Origin of the sequence: Brucella thiophenivorans (assembly GCF_002252445.1) — a bacterium.
GTDB lineage: Bacteria > Pseudomonadota > Alphaproteobacteria > Rhizobiales > Rhizobiaceae > Brucella > Brucella thiophenivorans.
This window is the reverse complement of sequence record NZ_NNRJ01000049.1, coordinates 57,612-76,346: the sequence shown is the minus strand read 5'-3', so window position 1 is coordinate 76,346 and position 18,735 is coordinate 57,612. Positions and strand designations below refer to the sequence as shown.

Genomic DNA, 18,735 nt, shown 5'->3' with positions numbered 1-18,735 from the left:
GTTTATTGACCTAGGTTAGCGACTGCGAAGAGAGGCGGCGAGTTAACCGATGGCATGTTTGCTTCGGACAAGCGTTGATAAAGGATGCAAAAAGTTGTGCTGGCTACTTCTTTTGGATAGTGCGCAACTGGTCATCGCTGCCGATCAATAAAAGCCAGTCAGTTGCCATAACATCGTCTCGCTTGTCCGGCGGTTGATAGGTAATAAGGTCCTGCGCAACATCCGGCTTGCTCGCAGTCGAAAACATTCCGCTTGCCGGATCAAGCCAGATAACAGTCTGCCCGCTTGCGATTACGTCTGGCTTGAGCTTGAACGAACCCACATCGCCATAAATCAAGATAAGGCTGCGATCCGGCAAAGCTGCCGCATAACTCCGCTCCACGCCTGAGATATTATTATCGCGATCAGGCTGTAACTGCTGAACAGCTATTTTATCAAACAGGTCTTTGAGAATTGTCATCGACTGCGAACCCGGACTGGAAAGCGCTTCCTGCCAGCTTCGTTCAATCGCAAAAAGTCCCGGTCCGGTAAAATGCCATATTGGATGATTGCCAAAAAACTGCCCTGCAGCGCCGCCCAGCAACGCTCCGTAAGCATTTCGGCGAATAGTCTGTGCAGTTGTATCACGCTCATATTCATATGAGCTTTCAAGCAATATGACAGGCATTTTCATAAGCTTCGTACGCTGAAGAACAGCCTCATTCACATCATCATAGGTATAGACTGTATCGATACCGAGCCAAGGCTGGTCGCTCCAAATTTCGCCAGCAGACACATTACTTCCGGTATGCACCGTCTGAATAGCGCTCGGAGAAACAGAGGTAATTCCATGCGAAAGCTCAATGACGAGTTCACGATCAGGCGGATCGAAATCACCACCCAAAACCCAAACAATGTTCGAAAATTTTGAAAAGCGGTGGGCCACTGCTTCACCATATGTGCGCATTTTTTCAGGCCCTGCCGCCTCAGCCTGCTCAAACCAGCCCTGATTACCGCCGTTGACCCCAAGATAGGCCGGTGCCAGAAAGACGACCAGTCCCTGTTTCTGCGCCTGTTCGATCACCCATGCGGCATGGTCAAAATATCTTGGATTAAGCTCCCCAAATGCCTCTTTTAAAAACGGCTTATCGCCATAGGCATTGGCAGGCGGATTGCTGGAAAACTGATGTTCAATCAGGTTGACCAAAATGGCATTAAAACCCCGCTTGCTGCGATCCTTAAGATAAATCTCGGTATCCTCGCGCTTTAGCTCCGCGATCAACGACCAAGCCGTATCGCCCTGCAACAAGAACGGTTTACCTTGCGCATCTTCAAAAAAACGATGATCCCAACTGACCTTGATCGGGGAAGCCAGCTCAAGCGGTGCCGCGCCCATTGTGAACAGCAGCACGCCCAATATAAGACCCGCCCGCCATAACCTCATCGTGTAGCCGGTGGATAAGATGGCGCCTCGTTAAACCGGCGATAGACCACCTGTGACGGACGCCCGGTAAGATAGGAATCCACACCATCATAGAGCGCGCGCGCGTATACACCCAGCGCGCCATAAATCGCATCAACCGTACGCGCAATATCCGTGTCACTATGCGTATAGCTCACAACAAGAGACGGCATTAAAATTCCACGCCTGATGGTTTCCTGAAGAAACAATGTGCGAAATGCCTGTGACGCCTCACCATTTTGATCAAGGGTGGCATAAGCCAGACAACAAGGCCGACCAACCAAGCGGACGTGGTTTTGTAATCCGTGGCTTGCAATCGCGGCATTCACCCCTTCTGCAAGTCTGGAACCCTGTTCATAGAGCCTTTCGATCACGGGCTCATCGCGATAGACCTTCATCGTGGCAATGGCTGCAGCCATTGAATGCGTTTCAGCGCCATGGGTGGTGGAAAGCAAAAACACGCGTGGATGATCGGTTTGCGTCAGTCCACCAAGCTGCATATATTCGGCTTTGCCTGCCAATGCGGAAATCGCAAAACCGTTGCCCAGCGCTTTGCCGAAACAGGAAAGATCAGGCTCAATGTCATAAAGCCTTTGAGCGCCGCGCATATGCCAGCGAAAGCCAGTAATCATCTCATCGAGAATGAATAAAGCACCATTTTCATGCGCAATGCGCTTGGCTTCATGCAGGAAATTATCCTGCGGTTCATCTGCCTTTGCAGGTTCAAGAATGAGCGCTGCAATCATGCCAGGATAATTTTCAAACAAAGCCTGTACGCTTGCGATATCGTTGTATCGAAACGTCGTCGTCAATGCGGATACGGACGCCGGAATGCCTGCGTTCATCTTGGTGGTTCCGATGAACCAGTCATCGGTCGAGAAAAACGGATGATCGGCGCAAATGGCAATCATATCGCGGCCCGTATAGGCACGCGCCAGCCGCACTGCAGCCGATGTAGCATCCGATCCGTCTTTGCAGAACTTGACCATTTCGGCTCCCTCGATCAGTTCGAGAAAGCTTTCCGCACATTCGATTTCAATCGCGCTTGGGCGCGTGAAATTGCAGCCATCCTGCAACGCATCACGCACTGCCTGAAGCACCGGGGGGTAGGCATGACCTAGCCCGACTGCGCGATTGCCCATGCCATATTCGATATATTGATTGCCATCAACATCAAACACGTGCGAACCGGAACCACGCTGGATGAAACCGGGTGCAAGAACCGGATATTGGTCATCGCCCTTGGCATAGGTATGGCATCCACCCGGTATCAGGGTATGGGCCTTGCTTCTGAGCAATTGCGAATTGCGAAACCGGGATGTGAAAAGGTTCATTCCCCTCTCCCTTTTTTAAACTGCTGACCATGCGGTGTTGAGACGTTCTCTCATCTGCCTGAGCCAGTTTTTGACGGGCTTCGGCAATCGGCTACGCAGACTTGAATGAAGTGCTGTGGGCATTTTCCATTGCGCAAGCGGTAGAGGTGCCGCAATGGCTGGCGGATATTGCACCAGATCTTCAAGAAGTTCGGCATAGACGCGGCCTACAACATCATTGTCAAAAGCGACGGCAACCTTTAAGCGCGCGGCCTCCGCCATTTTGGCACGCAGTTGTCTGTTATCGGCAAGGAGATTGATATGACGCGCGGCGGCTCTGAAATCACCGACAGAAAACAGAAAACCGTCTTCGCCATCCGTGACGATATAATCGGTCACGCCTGCGATTTTCGAAACGACTGCCGGACAGCCTTCACTCATGGCTTCAATCAGCGTGAGGCCAAAACCCTCGAAACGCGATGGCATAACCATGACGTCATGTTGGCTAACCAGCCATGGCACATCAGATGGTGCGACCCAGCTTGTGAAGCTCACCTTGTCGCCAAAGCTCTCAAGCCGATGACGCAGTTCTGCAAGATCAGGCCCATCACCCGCCACGGTCAGATGATAATTGCATTTCAACTCACGCAGAATATTGGGTAGCCAGAAGACCCCCTTAGAATTATCCTCAATGCGACCAAGATAAAGCAAACGTAACGGCTGTGAATGATCGCTAACCGTTGCACTATCCTTGCTATGAATGCTCTTGTTGAGCCCATGTGGGATCACAAGTGTTCGCGCCGGATCAAAGCCATAATGACTGACCAGATCGTCTCGGCAGCGTTTGGAGACCCCCACCGTCGCATGAACGTGATCACGGATTTCGCGCGCAGCCGCATAAGTGCCCGGCGTGATATTATGCACGATCATGACGCGCAGAATATCATCGGGCAGATAACGCACGAGATTGGTTTCAAAGCGGCTGGACAAGACATTGACGAAGACGGCCTTGAAATTGTTATCACGCAAAAAGGCAATCATGCGTCGTGCACGCGTTTCCTCGTCGAGAACGCCCATGCGATCGATCGCATCGCCCTTACGCAAGGCATCACTCAATCCCTGCTCGGCAGAGGGGAAGTTAATCGTTTCTCCTGCGGCACCTGCAGCCAGCCAGCGCAGTTCAACGCCCGACTGTCGAAGCGATGCACTCAGGCGCGTAAATACCGAGTAAGTCCCGCCAATATGCGGACGGACAAAGTAAGCACATTTCACGATCATCACCCTTCCCCTGGATCAAGACTTCGAGGGAACAAGCCCCTCGAAGCTTTACTCCGGCATATCGGGGGGCGTTTGATATACCGCTTAGCAGTGTAGCGAAATTCTGTGGCCGCGCATTTGTCTATGAGGGGTACATCCCCTCATACATAAGAGGATGGTGTTCACCCTTCTGCCAGTTTTCACAAAATCTCATACAGGCTTAGTTTCTAGATAAAGCTGGAGACACTTGTATGAGAATAGGTCTTTTCGGACAGTTTGGCTCTGGCAATACCGGCAATGACGGATCGCTGGAAGCGATGTTGCGGCAATTGCAGCGCTCCGACCCGCATGCTGAAGTCGTATGCATTTGTTCCGGGCCAGAGGTCATTCGTCAGAACTACGGAATCGAGACTGTATCGATTGGCGGTGCCGCATCGTCCAGTGTCATAGTCAGAGCAATCGATAGATTGCTTCTGCAAGTCCCCAGACGGATACGAGGATTTCTCAGCTCGCTCGCACTCAGTCGCAAGCTCGATATGTTGATCGTCCCTGGCACAGGCTTTCTGGATGATTTTAGCGCAGACCCATTGGGCTGGCCCTTCGCAATCTTGCGCTGGTCGCTGGCGGCCCGATTGAATGGGGTCGAGCTTCTGCTGGTCTCTATCGGTGCAGGACCAATCAATCACCCGCTCAGCCGATGGCTGATGAAACGCGCTGCATTCATGGCCTCGTTTCGCACCTATCGAGATAAAGCCTCTTACGAATTCATGAAAACGCTGGGCGTCTATCAGGCCCAAGACAATGTCAGTGCTGATCTGGCATTCTCGCTGCCAAAGCCATCCAAAAATTTACTTGAACAAAATGATCCCCAACAGCAAATCAACCGGATCGGAATAGGCATCATGGCCTATCGCGGCTGGAAGCGGCATGACGCAAAAGGCACGATCATTTACCAAAACTATTTAACGAAAATGGCGAGTATTATCAGATCGCAAATTGCGCAAGGTAACAGCGTAAGATTGCTCACCGGCGACAATATTGACCGCAGAGCAATAAGCGATCTGATGTCACTTCTTTCGCCCAACGAACAAAGCCCGCAACTCATTTATGAGCCGGTAAACTCGCTTCATGATCTGATGAAACAAATAGCACAGACAGACATTGTTGTGGCGAGCCGCTACCACAATGTAATCTGTGCATTGCATATGGGACGACCAACGATTTCGCTCAGCTATGCTCAGAAAAACGATGCCCTGTTGATTGACAACGGCTTGAGTGAATTTTGCCATCATGTGGAGACATTCGATGCCGCGACCATCATCACGCAGATAGATGAAATGCTGCATCGCCGATCACAACTTGAAAGTGGTGTACGGGCAGGGACCGAGCAATATCGCCTTCGTCTGGAATGGCAGGAGGAAGTGCTTGGTCAAATATTGCGCGACCACAAGACAAGTTCAAGCCAACGCATTTCATGATAAGCCTGTATAATTACAAATATTTGCGACGAGCGGCTCGGTTTAAAAGATAATCGAATGGCGGCAAGATAGCCATGAGTGGCTTTCGTTTCAAAGCATCAACAAACAGTGCTGCCGCACCCTTCTCACGCCGCACGGCATTTGAAATAGCCGACCAATAAGCACGCTTTGAGAGGCAATTACCCACTTCTTCTAGGTGCTGCCGTCGATTGTGCAAATTGCGTCCTTCATGCTCAAAGAATGAAATGAAAGCATTTTCCACCTCGCGATTCCATTGCAAGATACCGGAAATATCTGCAGAACGACTTTGTGGATGCCAGCGAATATAGGCCTGAATGGCATCGCTCTGGCCAATATCGCCGTAAGTTGCAAAGCGCAGCCACATCTCCATATCGTCTGTATGAGCAAGCTGCGATCGATAATATCCGACTTTTTTCTGAACATCCGTACGAGAGATTGCCAGAGGTCCATCAATCAGGCTGATCGCATTGCGGCAACATGTGCCAATGTAATCGATGCCCGATCTGATCCGCCAATTCGTATCTCGATGGTCTACGACAATATCGGCTCTCTGCGTATCGGCCAGAATTTTAGACATACGGCCATAAACCAGATTTACATTGCGATTTTGATCCAGAAAATTTGCCGCCTCTATAAGCACGTTGGGCGCCAGCAGATCGTCAGAACACAGAACCAGGAAAAACTCGGCGTCCGCCCATTCAATGCCTTCATTAAATGAAGCATGGGGCCCGAGGTTTTTTTCCCGCAAACGCAGTTCAATCCGATGATCTTCTTTGGCAAGCTGCCGGGCGATGATTGCACTGTCATCGGTTGAGCCATTATCAACTATCAAGAGCCGCACATTGACATCGCGTTGCGAGAGTACGCTTTCAACACAATCGCGCAGATAGCGTCCATAATTGTAATTTGGAATTGCGATATCAAAGCTGTGCATTGAGCCTTCCTCACTCAGCAGGTGTTGAGGACGTTAATTCGCTGCGCCACCGCCGAAAGATCTTGCGATTAAAGGCTGTCATGCCTGAAAATGTAGCAAATGCATGATGAATTTCTGCGGAGAATGGATGGCGCGTCACGAAAACTGCAACGATCCAGCTCAACACAGCCAAACAACCAACGCCAACCCCAACCAGCGGCGGCAGATCAAAAGAAAAGCCGTTGGCCACAAACGCTGCAACCGGAAACACCAGACTGAAAACACTCACCAACGCACTGTGTGCAAAAGCTCCAAACAGCTCGCTGCGCGAAAACGGCACATATTTTTTCACATAAAGAATGGCAACAATCATCTGGAACGGTGCAGTCACAAACTGGCTAAGAGCTACGGCATAGAGGCCAAAAAACGCTGATATACATAATATGGGTGCAACGACCGAACGCGAAACGAGGGTAAAAACAAACGCGTCGCGATTGTGACCAAGCGCCATAAGAAGCGGATATGTCAGAAGCACGGGACACCAGAACATATTCGCTATGCATGAAATAACGACAATTGGTACGGCTTCATGCCAGCCGTCGCCCAGGATGATGCGCACTGCCGGATAGGCGAGAAAAGCCAATATAGCCTGGGCGGGCCAGTAGACGACACTGATATAGGAAAGGGCGCGGATATAGGATTGCTTTATGTCAGCGCCATCACGAACCTGAGCAGACAACATGGGGAATGCAACCGCGAAAATCGCCGACAGAATGACCCTGTCCGGCAGTCCGCTTACCGTATTGGCGCGGTTGTAGATACCAACTTGGGAAACAGGCATGAAGCGGCCCAAAATGAGCTGCGGAAAGGTTTCACATATTTTTCCGAGGCTGGAACTAGCGCCTAGATAAATCCCAAAACGCCATGCTGCATCAATGCTTGCAAATGTTGGGTGCACCAATTTGCGCCAGGGATTGACGCGTAAGGCGAGAGCCGTGATGACAACCGCCGATGCCAATAATCCTATGGCAAAACAAAGATAGCCCCATCCCAGATAGACACTGACAATTGTTGCCAATGCCCCAACGCCGGAGCCAGCGGTACGGATACGCGCAACAGTGCCAAATGCCATCTCGCGCCTTAACAGGGCAATAACCGGCATCGACACGCTCTCGATTATCGCAGCAACAATTGTAATATCGAGAAACAAGGCGAGCATTGGATCGCTATAAGATGAAGCAAAAAAGTCACGCAGCAGATACAGGCCGATAGATAGCACCAATGTGATGCTCATCAGGAAAGTGAGCGACGTCTGGAGATCTTTATCTTCAACGTGATTGAGCTTGATCAGGAACTCGGCACTGGCAAATTCACGCAGCGAAAACACAATCGCTGCAATGCTCAGGCCGATCACCCCCAAGCCGGTCTCAGACGGATCAAGGAAGCGCGACACAACCACAACAGTGCCAAAGTTGAAGATCAGAGCGGCATACTGCTCCAGCGCCGCCATGACGATGCCTCTGCGGTTGCCTTTCATGATCTGCTCCTATTCGGGAGCCTGATTCTGCTCTGCTTGCTTATCTTCAAAACACCCTGTCCCTCAGAAATCAAAAGCAGCGAGCGCCGCTCTTTATTACATCAGACGAGAATAGACGTTTGAGACCAGCGGGAAATGTGGCCGTTGGTGTTAACACTTACCTGAAAGGCGTATGGACCACGCTCTATAGCTAAGTCGCGGGTCTGCGCGTGAGCCGGTAAAAATTTCACAGTCGCAATTTTTACACGCGCTTGGGAGGAGACATGATCAGCTTTTTCTGGATCACGCTTCTGGCTTTTGCATTATCGGTTGCATTCTGTCTGGGATTCAAAGGGCTTGCACGCGAATGGCACCTCATCGACATTCCCAATGCGCGTAAAACACATGACGGTCACGTTCCGCTTTGCGGAGGCATTGCGATCTTCCTGTCCTTTTCTGCAGCAGCTTTTCTGACACCCGCAATGGTGGGATCAGCAAATGCCGTTGCGCTTCTGCCAGGTCTGCTTCTGATCCTTATAACGGGTGTTCTTGATGACAGGTTTAACCTGCCCGTAGCACCCCGCCTCGGCATGCAGGTGCTGGCCGCTTTTATGATCATTGGAGTTGCCGGACTGACACAAATCCATCTCGGCTTTGCTTCTGGTGTCATAGACACCATGGAATCGATGACATTGGGCGGACCAGTTTACGTACTGCTTGCGATCACTTTTGTGGTTGGCCTCGTCAATGCTGTCAATATGAGCGACGGTATCGATGGCCTTGCCGGATCTGCCAGTGCCGCAAGTTTCTTCTGGCTGGCAGCCATTAGTTTCACTATCGACCAAAACCATATCGGATTACAGGCGCTCACGCTTTCAGCAGCCTGTATCGGCTTTCTTATCTTCAATATGCGTCATCGCTGGCGTGCGAAAGCCAGCCTGTTTCTGGGCGATGGCGGTAGCACATTTCTGGGTGCGACCCTTGCAGGGATCATTCTGATCCTCACCAATGCCAATGCTGCGATGGCTTTTCCAATTCTCCTGTGGGTGGTGATTGTACCGGTGATTGACACACTGAGCCTCATTCTTCGTCGTCTTTCAGCACGCAGAAGCCCCTTTTCACCCGACCGGCAACATTTGCATCATCTGTTTCTCGACAATGGTTTTTCGCACAGCCAAACCGCGCTCATCATTATGGCGCTCAATTTTCTGGCTGGTGCAATCGCTTATGCCGCTATCCGCCTTGAAATACCGGCATGGCCAATGCTCGTGGCACTAATCCTGCCAGCCATTGCGCACACGCTGTTTGTGCTTCGCAGCAATAAGAGCCTGCGCCCTATCGTTGTCGAAGCAACGACACCATCCAAACCAAACATCACTTTGCCGGGGGCAACTTTATGAGCGTTTCAGTTCTCATCATGACATTGAATGAAGAGGTCAATCTGCCAGCCTGTCTTGCCTCGCTCGATTGGTGCGATGACATTGTGATACTCGATTCATTCAGCAATGACCGCACGGTAGAGATTGCAAGAGCCGCAGGTGCCCGCGTGTTTCATCGTGTTTACGACACCGAAGACCGGCAACGCATGCATGGACTTTCGGAAATTGAGTTCAAGCATGACTGGGTTTACACACCCGATGCCGACGAAATCACGCCCGAAGATTTGCGCGACGAGATGCTGGCAATTGCCGCAGACCCGACACGTCCAGAGGTGTTCTTCAAAGCCCGCTACAAGAATATGTTCATGGGAAGGTGGATAAAACACGCAAGTCTCTATCCCACATGGATCACCCGTCTGGTACGCCCGGACCGCGTTCGCTTTGAGCGCTCCGTGCATTCCCGTGCAAGTGGTGGCCCGGAAGGGGCTTTGCAGGCCCATTTCATCCATTACAGTTTCAACAAAGGGCTTGAGGCCTGGTACGATAAGCACAATCGCTATTCATCCGCTGAAGCAGATCTCTCCTCCAGTCGTTTGTTGGAGCGCAATATCGACTGGGGCGGACTGCTATCAACCACGCCTGAAAGGCGAAGGCGCGCATTGAAGTCGCTCTCGTATCATATGCCATTCAGGCCTTCGCTGCGGTTTCTCTATATGTATGTTGTGCGCCGCGGTTTTCTCGACGGCAAACCCGGCTATCTTTATTGTCGGCTGCTCGCTGCATACGAATTCATGATCATCATCAAGATGGAAGAACAGCGCCGCAACCAGAACACGGCAGCCAGCGTATCGGTTCGCCCTATGATGGATCATCAAGAACCGGAACGGCATATGGTATGATGCTACTGGTTCTGTTTCCCTGTGTCGTCATTTTTGGACTTGCAGCCATGTTCTATTCGGAACCGGTTCTGACATTGCAAGATGATGGCATCAAGGCCGATGTCATTGTGGTGCCGGGTGGCGATGGGCCACCGCGTGCGGCACAAGCAGCGCGGCTCTGGAAAGAAGGCCGGTCGCCACTCATTTTGATTACCGGCGACGGCGACTGCCTTTTCAACAAACAGATCATGGTGCGCAATGGCGTTAATCCATCCGCGATCCTTGTTGAATGCCAATCGGGAAGCACCTGGCAGAATGCTTATTATTCCGCACCTGTGATGCGCGAAATTCAGGCGAAAAAAGCCCTCATCGTTACAAACTGGTATCATTCACGCCGGGCAATTGCCAGTTTTCGCGCAGTCTGCCCGCAGATGCATTTCAGTTCTGCGCCTATTGGCGGCGATCAAAGACCGAGAGGTTTTCCGACAACCTCGGCTGACATCGAACTTGTCGCCAAAGAATATATAAAGCTTGGCTGGTATCTGGCATCGGGCCGTATCTATCCGTCAGACCTTATGACCGACGAAACGCCTTCCAGCATTTCCAGCGTTTGTAAGCGCTATGGGGGCCATGGATGAACGTATCGCTTACATGGATTTTCGTTGGCCTCGTGGGGTGCTTTCTGGCAAGCGGACTATTGTTTCGCGCAGACCGGATGTATCAATTTCCGTTCCTTGCAGGCGTTATGACATTCGGATTTCTTCTGCCGCAAATTCCAGCCTTGATGCATGACCAGTTTCTGCCAGCTGGGGCTTATACCAAGACCATGTTCATGGGCATATTGTCGCTTTCCATGCTGGCACTTGGCTGGCGCATGGCCAAACGGCCTATCGGCTTTCTCAGCATGCATTTCAGCGAGAAGCGGCTTTTATGGGCAGCTGCAGGCCTGTCAATATTTGGTGCAGTTTTCTATTTTCTCTTGAGCCGCCTGCCCGGTGATATATCGATCGGAACCCAAATGACGGGTATGCCGGTTGTTTATTTGTTCTTTGCACAGCTCATGCCCTACGGTCTTGCAATCGCGCTGCTTTGCTTTGCAAGCAGACCGTCATGGACGGCGCTGGCCATCATCATATTCGATCTCCTTTTCTATTTTGACAGAATTCTCGTAACCGGCAAACGCGCAGAAGCGATCCAGCTTTTGCTTATGATCTTGCTGCCTTTGTGGTTTTATCGTCGGTTTGTTGTACCGCGTATTCTTATGGCGTTAGGCATTCTGGCCGGAACATTTTTGATGACCAGCATGGGCGATTATCGCCAGATCACCCGGGCGGCCTCAGGCTTCGTTCTTGATGACATTATGCAAATTAATTATTCGGATAATTTCAGCGAGACGCTGGCACGAGGTGGCCTTGAAATGCGCAATGCAGTGCTGCGTATTGATGAAATCGACCAGCGGCTGGAGTTCGACTACGGCAAGTTTCACTGGAACCGCGTGATTTTCACTTTCGTTCCAGCACAGCTCGTCGGCTCGAAATTAAAAGAATCCCTCCAGTTCGACACACCGAAACCAAGCCGCAATTATAATCCGCTGACCGGCACCACCGAAACAGGTCTGGTCGATGCCTTTGCATCCTTCTGGTATTTTGGTGCATTAAAATTTTTGCTGCTTGCATGGATCATGCGACGGATTTGGGAAACCGCAATGGCCGGGGAAATGCTGGGGCAGCTCGTTTACATGCTGTCGATCGTACCAGCTATGCATGCCATTTCCCATCAAACAGACTGGGTTATCCCGGTCTGGATTCATATGGCGATCTTCCTGATCCCGGTTTTATGGTTCTGCCGCATACGCAACAAATCGGTCGGTCTGCCGACTGCTTTGCAACGCGGTTCGACTGTTCCACAATACATGTGAGGATAAAATCAATGTCCATTGCATCACGATCAGATCACCGCATCGCGATAAGCGGTCGTAAGGAAAGCTCCAGCCCGATGGAGGGCGGTGCAACCTTCACATTTAAACACCGCATTCAGCGTCTTTGCTGGCAGGCGACATGGTTGGCGCTAGCTGCTTGGACGCCGTCTTTTCTGTGGCGCTGGCGAGGCATGATCCTGCGGGCCTTTGGTGCCTCGATCCACAAAACCGCCATTGTGCGCGGCAGTGCGCGTATCTGGTGGCCAGCAAATCTTGTCATGGATGCGCATTCTTCACTTGGGCCGGGTGCCATTTGCTACAATGTTGCGCCGATAACGCTTGCGCCCTACGCCATTGTTTCGCAACGCGCGCATCTATGCTCTGCTGGGCACAATATCGATCAGCATGATTTTCCGCTGACCGCATCCCCGATTGTGATCGGGGCTTGCGCATGGATTGCAGCCGAAGCTTTCGTCGGCCCAGGCGTAACGGTGAATGAAGGTGCTGTTCTGGGCGCACGTGGAGTCAGCTTCCGCGATATGGAGCCTTGGATGGTCTATGCCGGCAATCCGGCAAAGCCAATTCGCGCAAGACGAAGACTTTCCTAAGCTGTCGTTACGACTGTAAGCCTGTCGCGAATAGGAACGGCTCCAGCCTTGGCATGTTGCGCTGTCTGATAGGCAGCAATGGTTTGAACCGCAATGCGCGGCCAAGTATAATTTTCCCGCACCAGACGGCTACCCGCCGCGCCCATTTGGGCAGCACGATGAATGCTTCCAAGTATTTGTCTTAGACCATCGGCCACAGCTTCAGCGGACAACGAACACACAACGCCAGCACCCGCTTGCGCCACTTCCGGGAAATGGCAGGCATCGGTAATGACAACCGGCACGCCACAAGCAAGCGCTTCGGTGATCGCAACACTGAACCCTTCCTGGCGGCTCGGCAGACAAAAACAGGCCGCATTTTTCAAGGCAGCAATCTTTGCGGGGCCATAAAGTCCGCCGGTCAAATGCACGCGGCTTTCAAGACCGGCTGCGCGGATACTGTCACAAAAGTCTGCTACCGCACCGCCATCCGGCCCTGCCACCACAAGATCAATTTCCGGAAACAGCGGCGCAATCTGACGAAAAGCATCGGCCAGAATGTCGAGGCCTTTTTTATAATGCAGCCGCGACAGGAAAAGAACATAAGGCCGATCCGGCAATCCGGCCCTGTTGCCTTCGCCGCCCTCAACTTCGTTCAAAAATATGCCATTTGGAATGATGATTGACGGAGGCTTCAAGCCTAAGGGTCGCATCAGTTCGATTTCGTCCTGATTAAGCGCCTGAATAAAGGATGCGCCATCCAACATCTTGCGAAAGCCGAGCTTCAATGCGAGCTGCTTTTTCCATGCTTTTTGCTGCATGCTCCATTTATCGAGCATCCCACAACAACATATGCAATATGCAACCTTATAACGACGACAGAGCATTGCCGCTCTCAGCAAATTGGTTTCCCAAACGCCATGTATATGCACAAAATCTGCCGCACGAAGAAACGCTGACATTGCCTTTGCCGCGCGACTACCAAGCAGCTTTTCTTGGAAGTCCGGCATGGGCAACAGAAATGTCCGAACCTTATCAAAATCAGGGATGCTGGCCGTGGCTTTCGACGCGCGGTAATTAACCTCGTCGTTGCTATAGCTGACAATGGTTACATCATGTCCGAGCGCTGCCTGTGCTGCAGCCAGACGCACAACAACCGCCTGCGGTCCACCTTTGGCGGGATCGAACGAGCCTATAACATGGATTATTTTCATGAAAAAGTCCCCACGCGATGACCTGATAAAGCTTCAATCAGCCGTTCGCCGTAGCGCACAACGGTGTAATCAGCCGCTCTTTCACGCGCATTATCGCTCATTCTTGAAAGCGCGTCGGGGCTGCCCGCAAAATGGCGGAGTATTTCGGCTGTCTCATCAACATCACGGGTCGGCACAATGTAGCCATCTATTCCGTGGCGGACGACGCTGCCGGTATTTTCAGTGCAGATAACCGGAAGACCAGCGGCTAGTGCCTCGTAGCAAGCGGTTGCTGAACCTTCGCACAGCGATGGCAACAAAAACACATCTGCCCATTCAAATTGCGCACGCATTTCGCTGCGCGGGATCGGTCCTGTCAGTTCAACCACTTTGCCAAGTTTTTCCTGCGCTTCCGACTGAATATCGATTGGTCCGACCATACGGAACTGGGCTTGCGGCCCAAGCTTGCGGGCGACTTCGCCCACGTAGGGCGAACCTTTTCGCAAACCCACTGCACCCACAGTCAAAACACGCAAAGGTCCCGGCTTGCGTACGTCTGGAGCGATCAAAAACCGATCATCAACGCCATAAGGCACGACCACTACTTTTTCGACAGCACAGCCAGCTTCGATGACGTGCTGCGCCACAAAATTTGAAGGACAGATCACAGCATCTGCTATCTGCCACTCCGCCTTTTCTCGTGTCGCAAAAGCTTCGGCATTCTCATCATCGGCAGCCGAGAGCTGCCAGCCGGGGTTCAGAATTTCCTCTTCGCAGGCCAGCTGATCGACAACGCCACGCGGCGCAATCATCTGTTCAACCGCTGTCCAGAGGCCCTGCTTCTTTGCAGCGCCTAACAACTCATAGGCTTCGCCGCTGAAAGCATAGACCCCGCTCGCACCATGAAAGCCACTTGCAGCAACGAGCTTGCCAAATGTTTCACCCGCCCAGATGGCATTGGCCGTGGATTTAGGCCCCCTCTGATGCGAAAGCCTGCGGACCGCCGAATGCAAGCCAAAGGTGGGAAAGGTCGTCATTCGTTCCTGCGGAATATCCTTTGGCGTACGCCCAATTAACCGCCGCACTGAGGCAGGAAGCATTGTTGCTGGCAAACGATTGAGCATACGAGGCCAGCCCTGCACGGCACAAATATCGGTATAAAAATGCGCGAGCTTCTGGTGATTGGCAAAAATGCGCGGCACGGCGTAATGCATGCGCGCACCCAATTGGCTGACGACAAACGAACCATCCATCACATCTTCTCCGTGTGGAAACGCCGATCCAGAACCGGCATGGGAATAGATCCACTTTTCTTACCGATACGCCCAACGGCTGCTTGCCATACGGCAGCTCCAATCTCTCTGGAATAGGCCGTTTCCATGAGATAGCGGGCGTTGTTACCCATCGTATTGCGATAAAGTTGTGAGTTTTTCAAAAGCAAAATCGAACTGACCAGCATTTCAACTTCGCCCGGAGAGAGCGACAGGCCACAAAGAAAATCATGAACGACATTGGCAATTTCACCATCAGGATCGCCGATGAAAATCGTCGGGCGTGCCGCCGCCAAAACGCCATAAAACTTGCTGGGAACAATGCAATGTTCAAGCTCGGGTTTGAGCGAGACCAGATGCACATCTGCCGCACACAAGCTCTCGGAGAGCTGCTCGACAGGTTGGAAAGGCTTCATAACGACATTGGTCAATCCGCGTCGCTTCACCTCGCGTTCGACATAAGGACGCTGCTGCCCCTCACCGATCATCAGGAACACAATATCGGGGATCGTCTGAAGCTGTTCGGCTGCATCGAGAACAGTGCCAAATTCATGCGCACGACCAAAATTGCCCGAATAGCCAATCACGAATTTATCGCTCAGACCCCATGCGTGGCGCAGTGCGTTTTCTTCGCGACCAACCGGCAGGATTTCACTCTTATCCGCCCAGTGATGAACGACAGCCAGCTTTTCCGAAGCAATACCATTGGCCGATAAAAACCGCGCCATACGCTCAATCGGGCAAATCGTGAGTGCTGCCTGACGCATCGACCAGTTGCGCAAAGCGACAGCGAGCCTGCTTGGAATGGCCTGATTTTTCATAAGCCCAAGTTCAATGGCCGTTTCAGGGAACAGGTCCATGACCCAGTTTACAAGATGTGCACCCCGAAGCTTGATCGGTAGTGCCGCTGAAACCGACAACAAAGGCGGGTCCGTGCACACCACGCAAATATCATCTTTTTTGGCATTCGCTGCAAACCATGCCGCCGCCGAAAGATGAAACGTAGCGTAGTCGACCGCACGTCCCGCAAGCTTTCCGCGACCAAAGCCGGATGTCCAGATCCGATGCACATTGATGCCGTCAATCGTCTCGCGCGCACGCAGTGCCTCTTTACCTTTGTCGTGATAGCTGCGGCTGGCAAGAACCGTCGTCTCAATACCTTCGCGCACCAGTTCATGCGCCAGACTCGTCACCATTCGGCTCGTCGCAGACTGATCAGGATAGAAATACCGGTTTGCAAGCACGACGCGCATGATGATGTTTCCCCATTGCCCGTTAGTTTGTCAAAATAGGATGGCAACACGATCTCCCATCCCGCAAGAAGCCCAATGGCATAGGGAACACAGACAGCGGGCGAGATGCCTACCTCTTTGGTGGAAACAGCGCATGTTCGGCGCTCTCTCATGCTCATCCTAAGTGGCATGCAAGGTGCCCCGCTTACCGTTTTGAAGCCGTTATGTTGGGCGCTCAAATGATTATCATGGCTGTATGAAACACTGGTCGGAGGGAAGACCTTGCAGGAAAAAACAGCTCTCATCATTGGCGTGACCGGACAGGACGGCGCCTATCTCAGTGAGCTACTGCTCAATAAAGGCTATCGGGTGCACGGGCTCAAGCGACGGTCTTCGTCATTCAACACCTCGCGTATCGACCATCTCTATCAAGACCCGCATGATGAAGATATTCGCTTCAAATTGCATTTTGGCGATCTAACCGATGCGACCAATCTTTGCCGCGTTGTTCAAGAAGTTCGTCCCGACGAGATTTATAATCTCGGCGCGCAAAGCCATGTTCAGGTAAGTTTTGAAACGCCGGAATATACAGCAAACACCGATGCGCTTGGCACGTTGAGATTGCTTGAATCCATGCGTATTCTGGGACTTGGCAACACGTGTCGCTTTTATCAGGCGTCGACATCCGAACTCTTTGGCAATAGCTCACCGCACGCACAAAGCGAGCAGACCCCCTTTGCGCCGCAAAGCCCTTATGCGACGGCCAAGCTCTATGCCTATTGGACCACGGTCAATTATCGTGAGGCCTATAATTTTCATGCCTCAAACGGCATCCTGTTCAATCATGAAAGCCCGCTGCGCGGCGAAACATTCGTCACACGCAAGATCACGCGTGCTGTCGCAGCAATTGAACGCGGCCTTCAGGACAAGCTGCGGCTTGGCAATTTGAATTCACGGCGCGACTGGGGTCACGCACGTGATTATGTCGAGGGCATGTGGCGCATTTTGCAACAAGATGTGGCCGATGATTATGTGCTCGCCACAGGCGAAACCCATACGGTGCGCGAATTTGTGGAACATGCGTTCAAAGCTGTCGACAAGCAGATCGAATGGCATGGCAATGGCGTTGAAGAGATCGGTCTCGACCGAAAGTCAGGACAATGCCTGATTGAGATCGACCCACGCTATTTCCGCCCCAATGAAGTGGATTTCCTGCTGGGCGATGCGTCGAAGGCAAAGGACAAGCTTGGGTGGCAGCACACGACTGGCTTTGAAAATCTCGTCACCGAAATGGTTGACTGGGACATGCGCAACATCATGCGGGAGGCAGGGCGCAATGATTTCTATGGCTGATGCAACGCTTCGTCCTGTCTATTCACCTTTGGGCAAGAAAATATTCGTTGCCGGTCATACCGGCATGGTCGGATCAGCGATATTAAGGCGGCTTCAATCGGAAGATTGCGACATCATAACCATCGCGCATCGTGATCTTGACCTCACGCGACAATCTGAGACCGAGCAGTTTATCGCCCAGCATAAGCCCAATGTCATCATCGTTGCGGCGGCACGTGTGGGTGGCATTCTTGCCAATTCGCAATATCCCGCAGACTTTCTTTACGACAATCTCGCTATCGGCATGAATGTCATTCGTGCGGCGCATCTATCGAATGTCGAACGTCTGTTGTGGCTTGGATCAAGCTGTATCTATCCGCGCGATGCCACACAGCCGCTTACCGAACCGGCACTTCTGACAGGGGCGCTCGAACCCACCAACGAAGCCTATGCAATCGCAAAAATTGCGGCGCTCAAATATGCGCAAGCTTGTTCGCGGCAGTATGGCAACCACTTTATGACCGCCATGCCGACAAATCTGTACGGACCGAACGATAATTTTGATCTCAATACATCGCATGTTTTACCGGCACTGATGCGCCGCATTCACGAAGCCAAAATCAACAATGCTGATCACATCACGCTTTGGGGCAGTGGCAGACCATTGCGCGAGTTTTTGCATGTCGATGATCTTGCAGATGCCTGCTTGCACCTGTTGCGCTTCAACGACGGTTCAGACCCTGTCAATATTGGCTCCGGCGAAGAGATTTCGATCCGCGAGCTTGCTTTGACGATTGCCGATATTGTCGGCTTTGAAGGCAGGCTGGAGCATGATCTGAGCAAGCCTGATGGAACCCCGCGCAAGCTTCTGGATGCCTCAAAAATGCGCGAGTTGGGCTGGAAACCGAATATCCGTCTCAAGGATGGCATTTCAGAGGTTTATCGCGCCTGGGCGAAGGAAGTTACGGCTTCCGAAGCCGCTTGAACAACTATCGTACTAAACACA

General features: G+C 51.9%; 16 protein-coding genes. 8 read left to right on the top strand and 8 right to left on the bottom strand.

What is annotated here, in order from left to right; translation table 11 throughout:
• Window positions 1-103: 103 nt before the first annotated feature.
• Genes CEV31_RS13715 through CEV31_RS13705 form a run of 3 tightly spaced genes read right to left on the bottom strand, consistent with a single transcriptional unit; the run spans window position 104 to window position 4,026 of the window.
• Window positions 104-1,423, bottom strand: a complete 1,320-nt coding sequence (locus CEV31_RS13715) for an apiosidase-like domain-containing protein (RefSeq protein ID WP_094507626.1) — start codon at window positions 1,421-1,423, stop codon at window positions 104-106.
• Complete coding sequence (locus CEV31_RS13710; protein WP_094507625.1) at window positions 1,420-2,775, bottom strand: glutamate-1-semialdehyde 2,1-aminomutase; 1,356 nt, start codon at window positions 2,773-2,775, stop codon at window positions 1,420-1,422. Before CEV31_RS13710 ends, CEV31_RS13715 begins: the two co-directional genes overlap by 4 nt.
• Window positions 2,776-2,790: 15 nt before the next feature.
• Window positions 2,791-4,026 carry a glycosyltransferase family 4 protein gene (locus tag CEV31_RS13705; protein ID WP_094507668.1) on the bottom strand — a complete coding sequence of 412 codons (1,236 nt, stop codon included), beginning with the start codon at window positions 4,024-4,026 and terminating at the stop codon, window positions 2,791-2,793.
• 236 nt (window positions 4,027-4,262) lie between these two features.
• On the opposite strand from CEV31_RS13705, the gene CEV31_RS13700 reads away from it, so the two are divergent.
• Entirely contained in the window at window positions 4,263-5,489 is a 1,227-nt protein-coding gene (locus tag CEV31_RS13700) for a polysaccharide pyruvyl transferase family protein (protein WP_094507624.1), read from the top strand.
• A 13-nt stretch (window positions 5,490-5,502) separates the two neighbouring features.
• Here the strand turns inward: CEV31_RS13700 and CEV31_RS13695 are convergent, their stop codons facing one another.
• Together CEV31_RS13695 and CEV31_RS13690 are read right to left on the bottom strand one after the other, a co-directional pair.
• Complete coding sequence (locus CEV31_RS13695) at window positions 5,503-6,444, bottom strand: glycosyltransferase family A protein (protein ID WP_094507623.1); 942 nt, start codon at window positions 6,442-6,444, stop codon at window positions 5,503-5,505.
• 10 nt (window positions 6,445-6,454) lie between these two features.
• Window positions 6,455-7,960, bottom strand: a complete 1,506-nt coding sequence (locus CEV31_RS13690) for an oligosaccharide flippase family protein (RefSeq protein ID WP_094507622.1) — start codon at window positions 7,958-7,960, stop codon at window positions 6,455-6,457.
• A gap of 263 nt (window positions 7,961-8,223) precedes the next feature.
• Between CEV31_RS13690 and CEV31_RS13685 the strand changes: the two genes are divergently transcribed.
• From CEV31_RS13685 to CEV31_RS13665, 5 genes are read left to right on the top strand one after another with little or no spacing between them, the layout of a single operon-like run.
• Window positions 8,224-9,339 (top strand): glycosyltransferase family 4 protein, encoded by a 1,116-nt coding sequence (locus CEV31_RS13685; RefSeq protein WP_094507621.1) that lies wholly within the window; start codon window positions 8,224-8,226, stop codon window positions 9,337-9,339.
• Window positions 9,336-10,217 carry a glycosyltransferase family 2 protein gene (locus CEV31_RS13680; protein WP_094507620.1) on the top strand — a complete coding sequence of 294 codons (882 nt, stop codon included), beginning with the start codon at window positions 9,336-9,338 and terminating at the stop codon, window positions 10,215-10,217. The genes CEV31_RS13685 and CEV31_RS13680 overlap by 4 nt, the downstream gene beginning before the upstream one ends.
• Window positions 10,217-10,834 (top strand): YdcF family protein, encoded by a 618-nt coding sequence (locus CEV31_RS13675; protein WP_210190927.1) that lies wholly within the window; start codon window positions 10,217-10,219, stop codon window positions 10,832-10,834. The genes CEV31_RS13680 and CEV31_RS13675 overlap by 1 nt, the downstream gene beginning before the upstream one ends.
• Window positions 10,831-12,114 (top strand): hypothetical protein, encoded by a 1,284-nt coding sequence (locus CEV31_RS13670; RefSeq protein WP_094507618.1) that lies wholly within the window; start codon window positions 10,831-10,833, stop codon window positions 12,112-12,114. Before CEV31_RS13675 ends, CEV31_RS13670 begins: the two co-directional genes overlap by 4 nt.
• Window positions 12,115-12,125: 11 nt before the next feature.
• Entirely contained in the window at window positions 12,126-12,722 is a 597-nt protein-coding gene (locus CEV31_RS13665) for an LbetaH domain-containing protein (protein WP_094507617.1), read from the top strand.
• On the opposite strand, the gene CEV31_RS13660 is transcribed toward CEV31_RS13665, so the two are convergent.
• Genes CEV31_RS13660 through CEV31_RS13650 form a run of 3 tightly spaced genes read right to left on the bottom strand, consistent with a single transcriptional unit; the run spans window position 12,719 to window position 16,418 of the window.
• Complete coding sequence (locus tag CEV31_RS13660) at window positions 12,719-13,915, bottom strand: glycosyltransferase (RefSeq protein ID WP_094507616.1); 1,197 nt, start codon at window positions 13,913-13,915, stop codon at window positions 12,719-12,721. The two genes, CEV31_RS13665 and CEV31_RS13660, sit on opposite strands and share 4 nt — an antisense overlap.
• Entirely contained in the window at window positions 13,912-15,147 is a 1,236-nt protein-coding gene (locus tag CEV31_RS13655) for a glycosyltransferase family 4 protein (RefSeq protein ID WP_094507615.1), read from the bottom strand. Before CEV31_RS13655 ends, CEV31_RS13660 begins: the two co-directional genes overlap by 4 nt.
• Complete coding sequence (locus tag CEV31_RS13650) at window positions 15,147-16,418, bottom strand: glycosyltransferase family 4 protein (protein ID WP_094507614.1); 1,272 nt, start codon at window positions 16,416-16,418, stop codon at window positions 15,147-15,149. Before CEV31_RS13650 ends, CEV31_RS13655 begins: the two co-directional genes overlap by 1 nt.
• A 261-nt stretch (window positions 16,419-16,679) precedes the next feature.
• On the opposite strand from CEV31_RS13650, the gene gmd reads away from it, so the two are divergent.
• Window positions 16,680-17,750: a GDP-mannose 4,6-dehydratase gene (gene gmd / locus CEV31_RS13645; RefSeq protein ID WP_094507613.1), complete on the top strand. Its 1,071-nt coding sequence runs from the start codon at window positions 16,680-16,682 to the stop codon at window positions 17,748-17,750.
• A complete protein-coding gene (locus CEV31_RS13640) occupies window positions 17,734-18,714 on the top strand; it encodes a GDP-L-fucose synthase family protein (RefSeq protein ID WP_094507612.1) in 981 nt (326 codons plus the stop codon). Before gmd ends, CEV31_RS13640 begins: the two co-directional genes overlap by 17 nt.
• Window positions 18,715-18,735 lie beyond the last annotated feature (21 nt).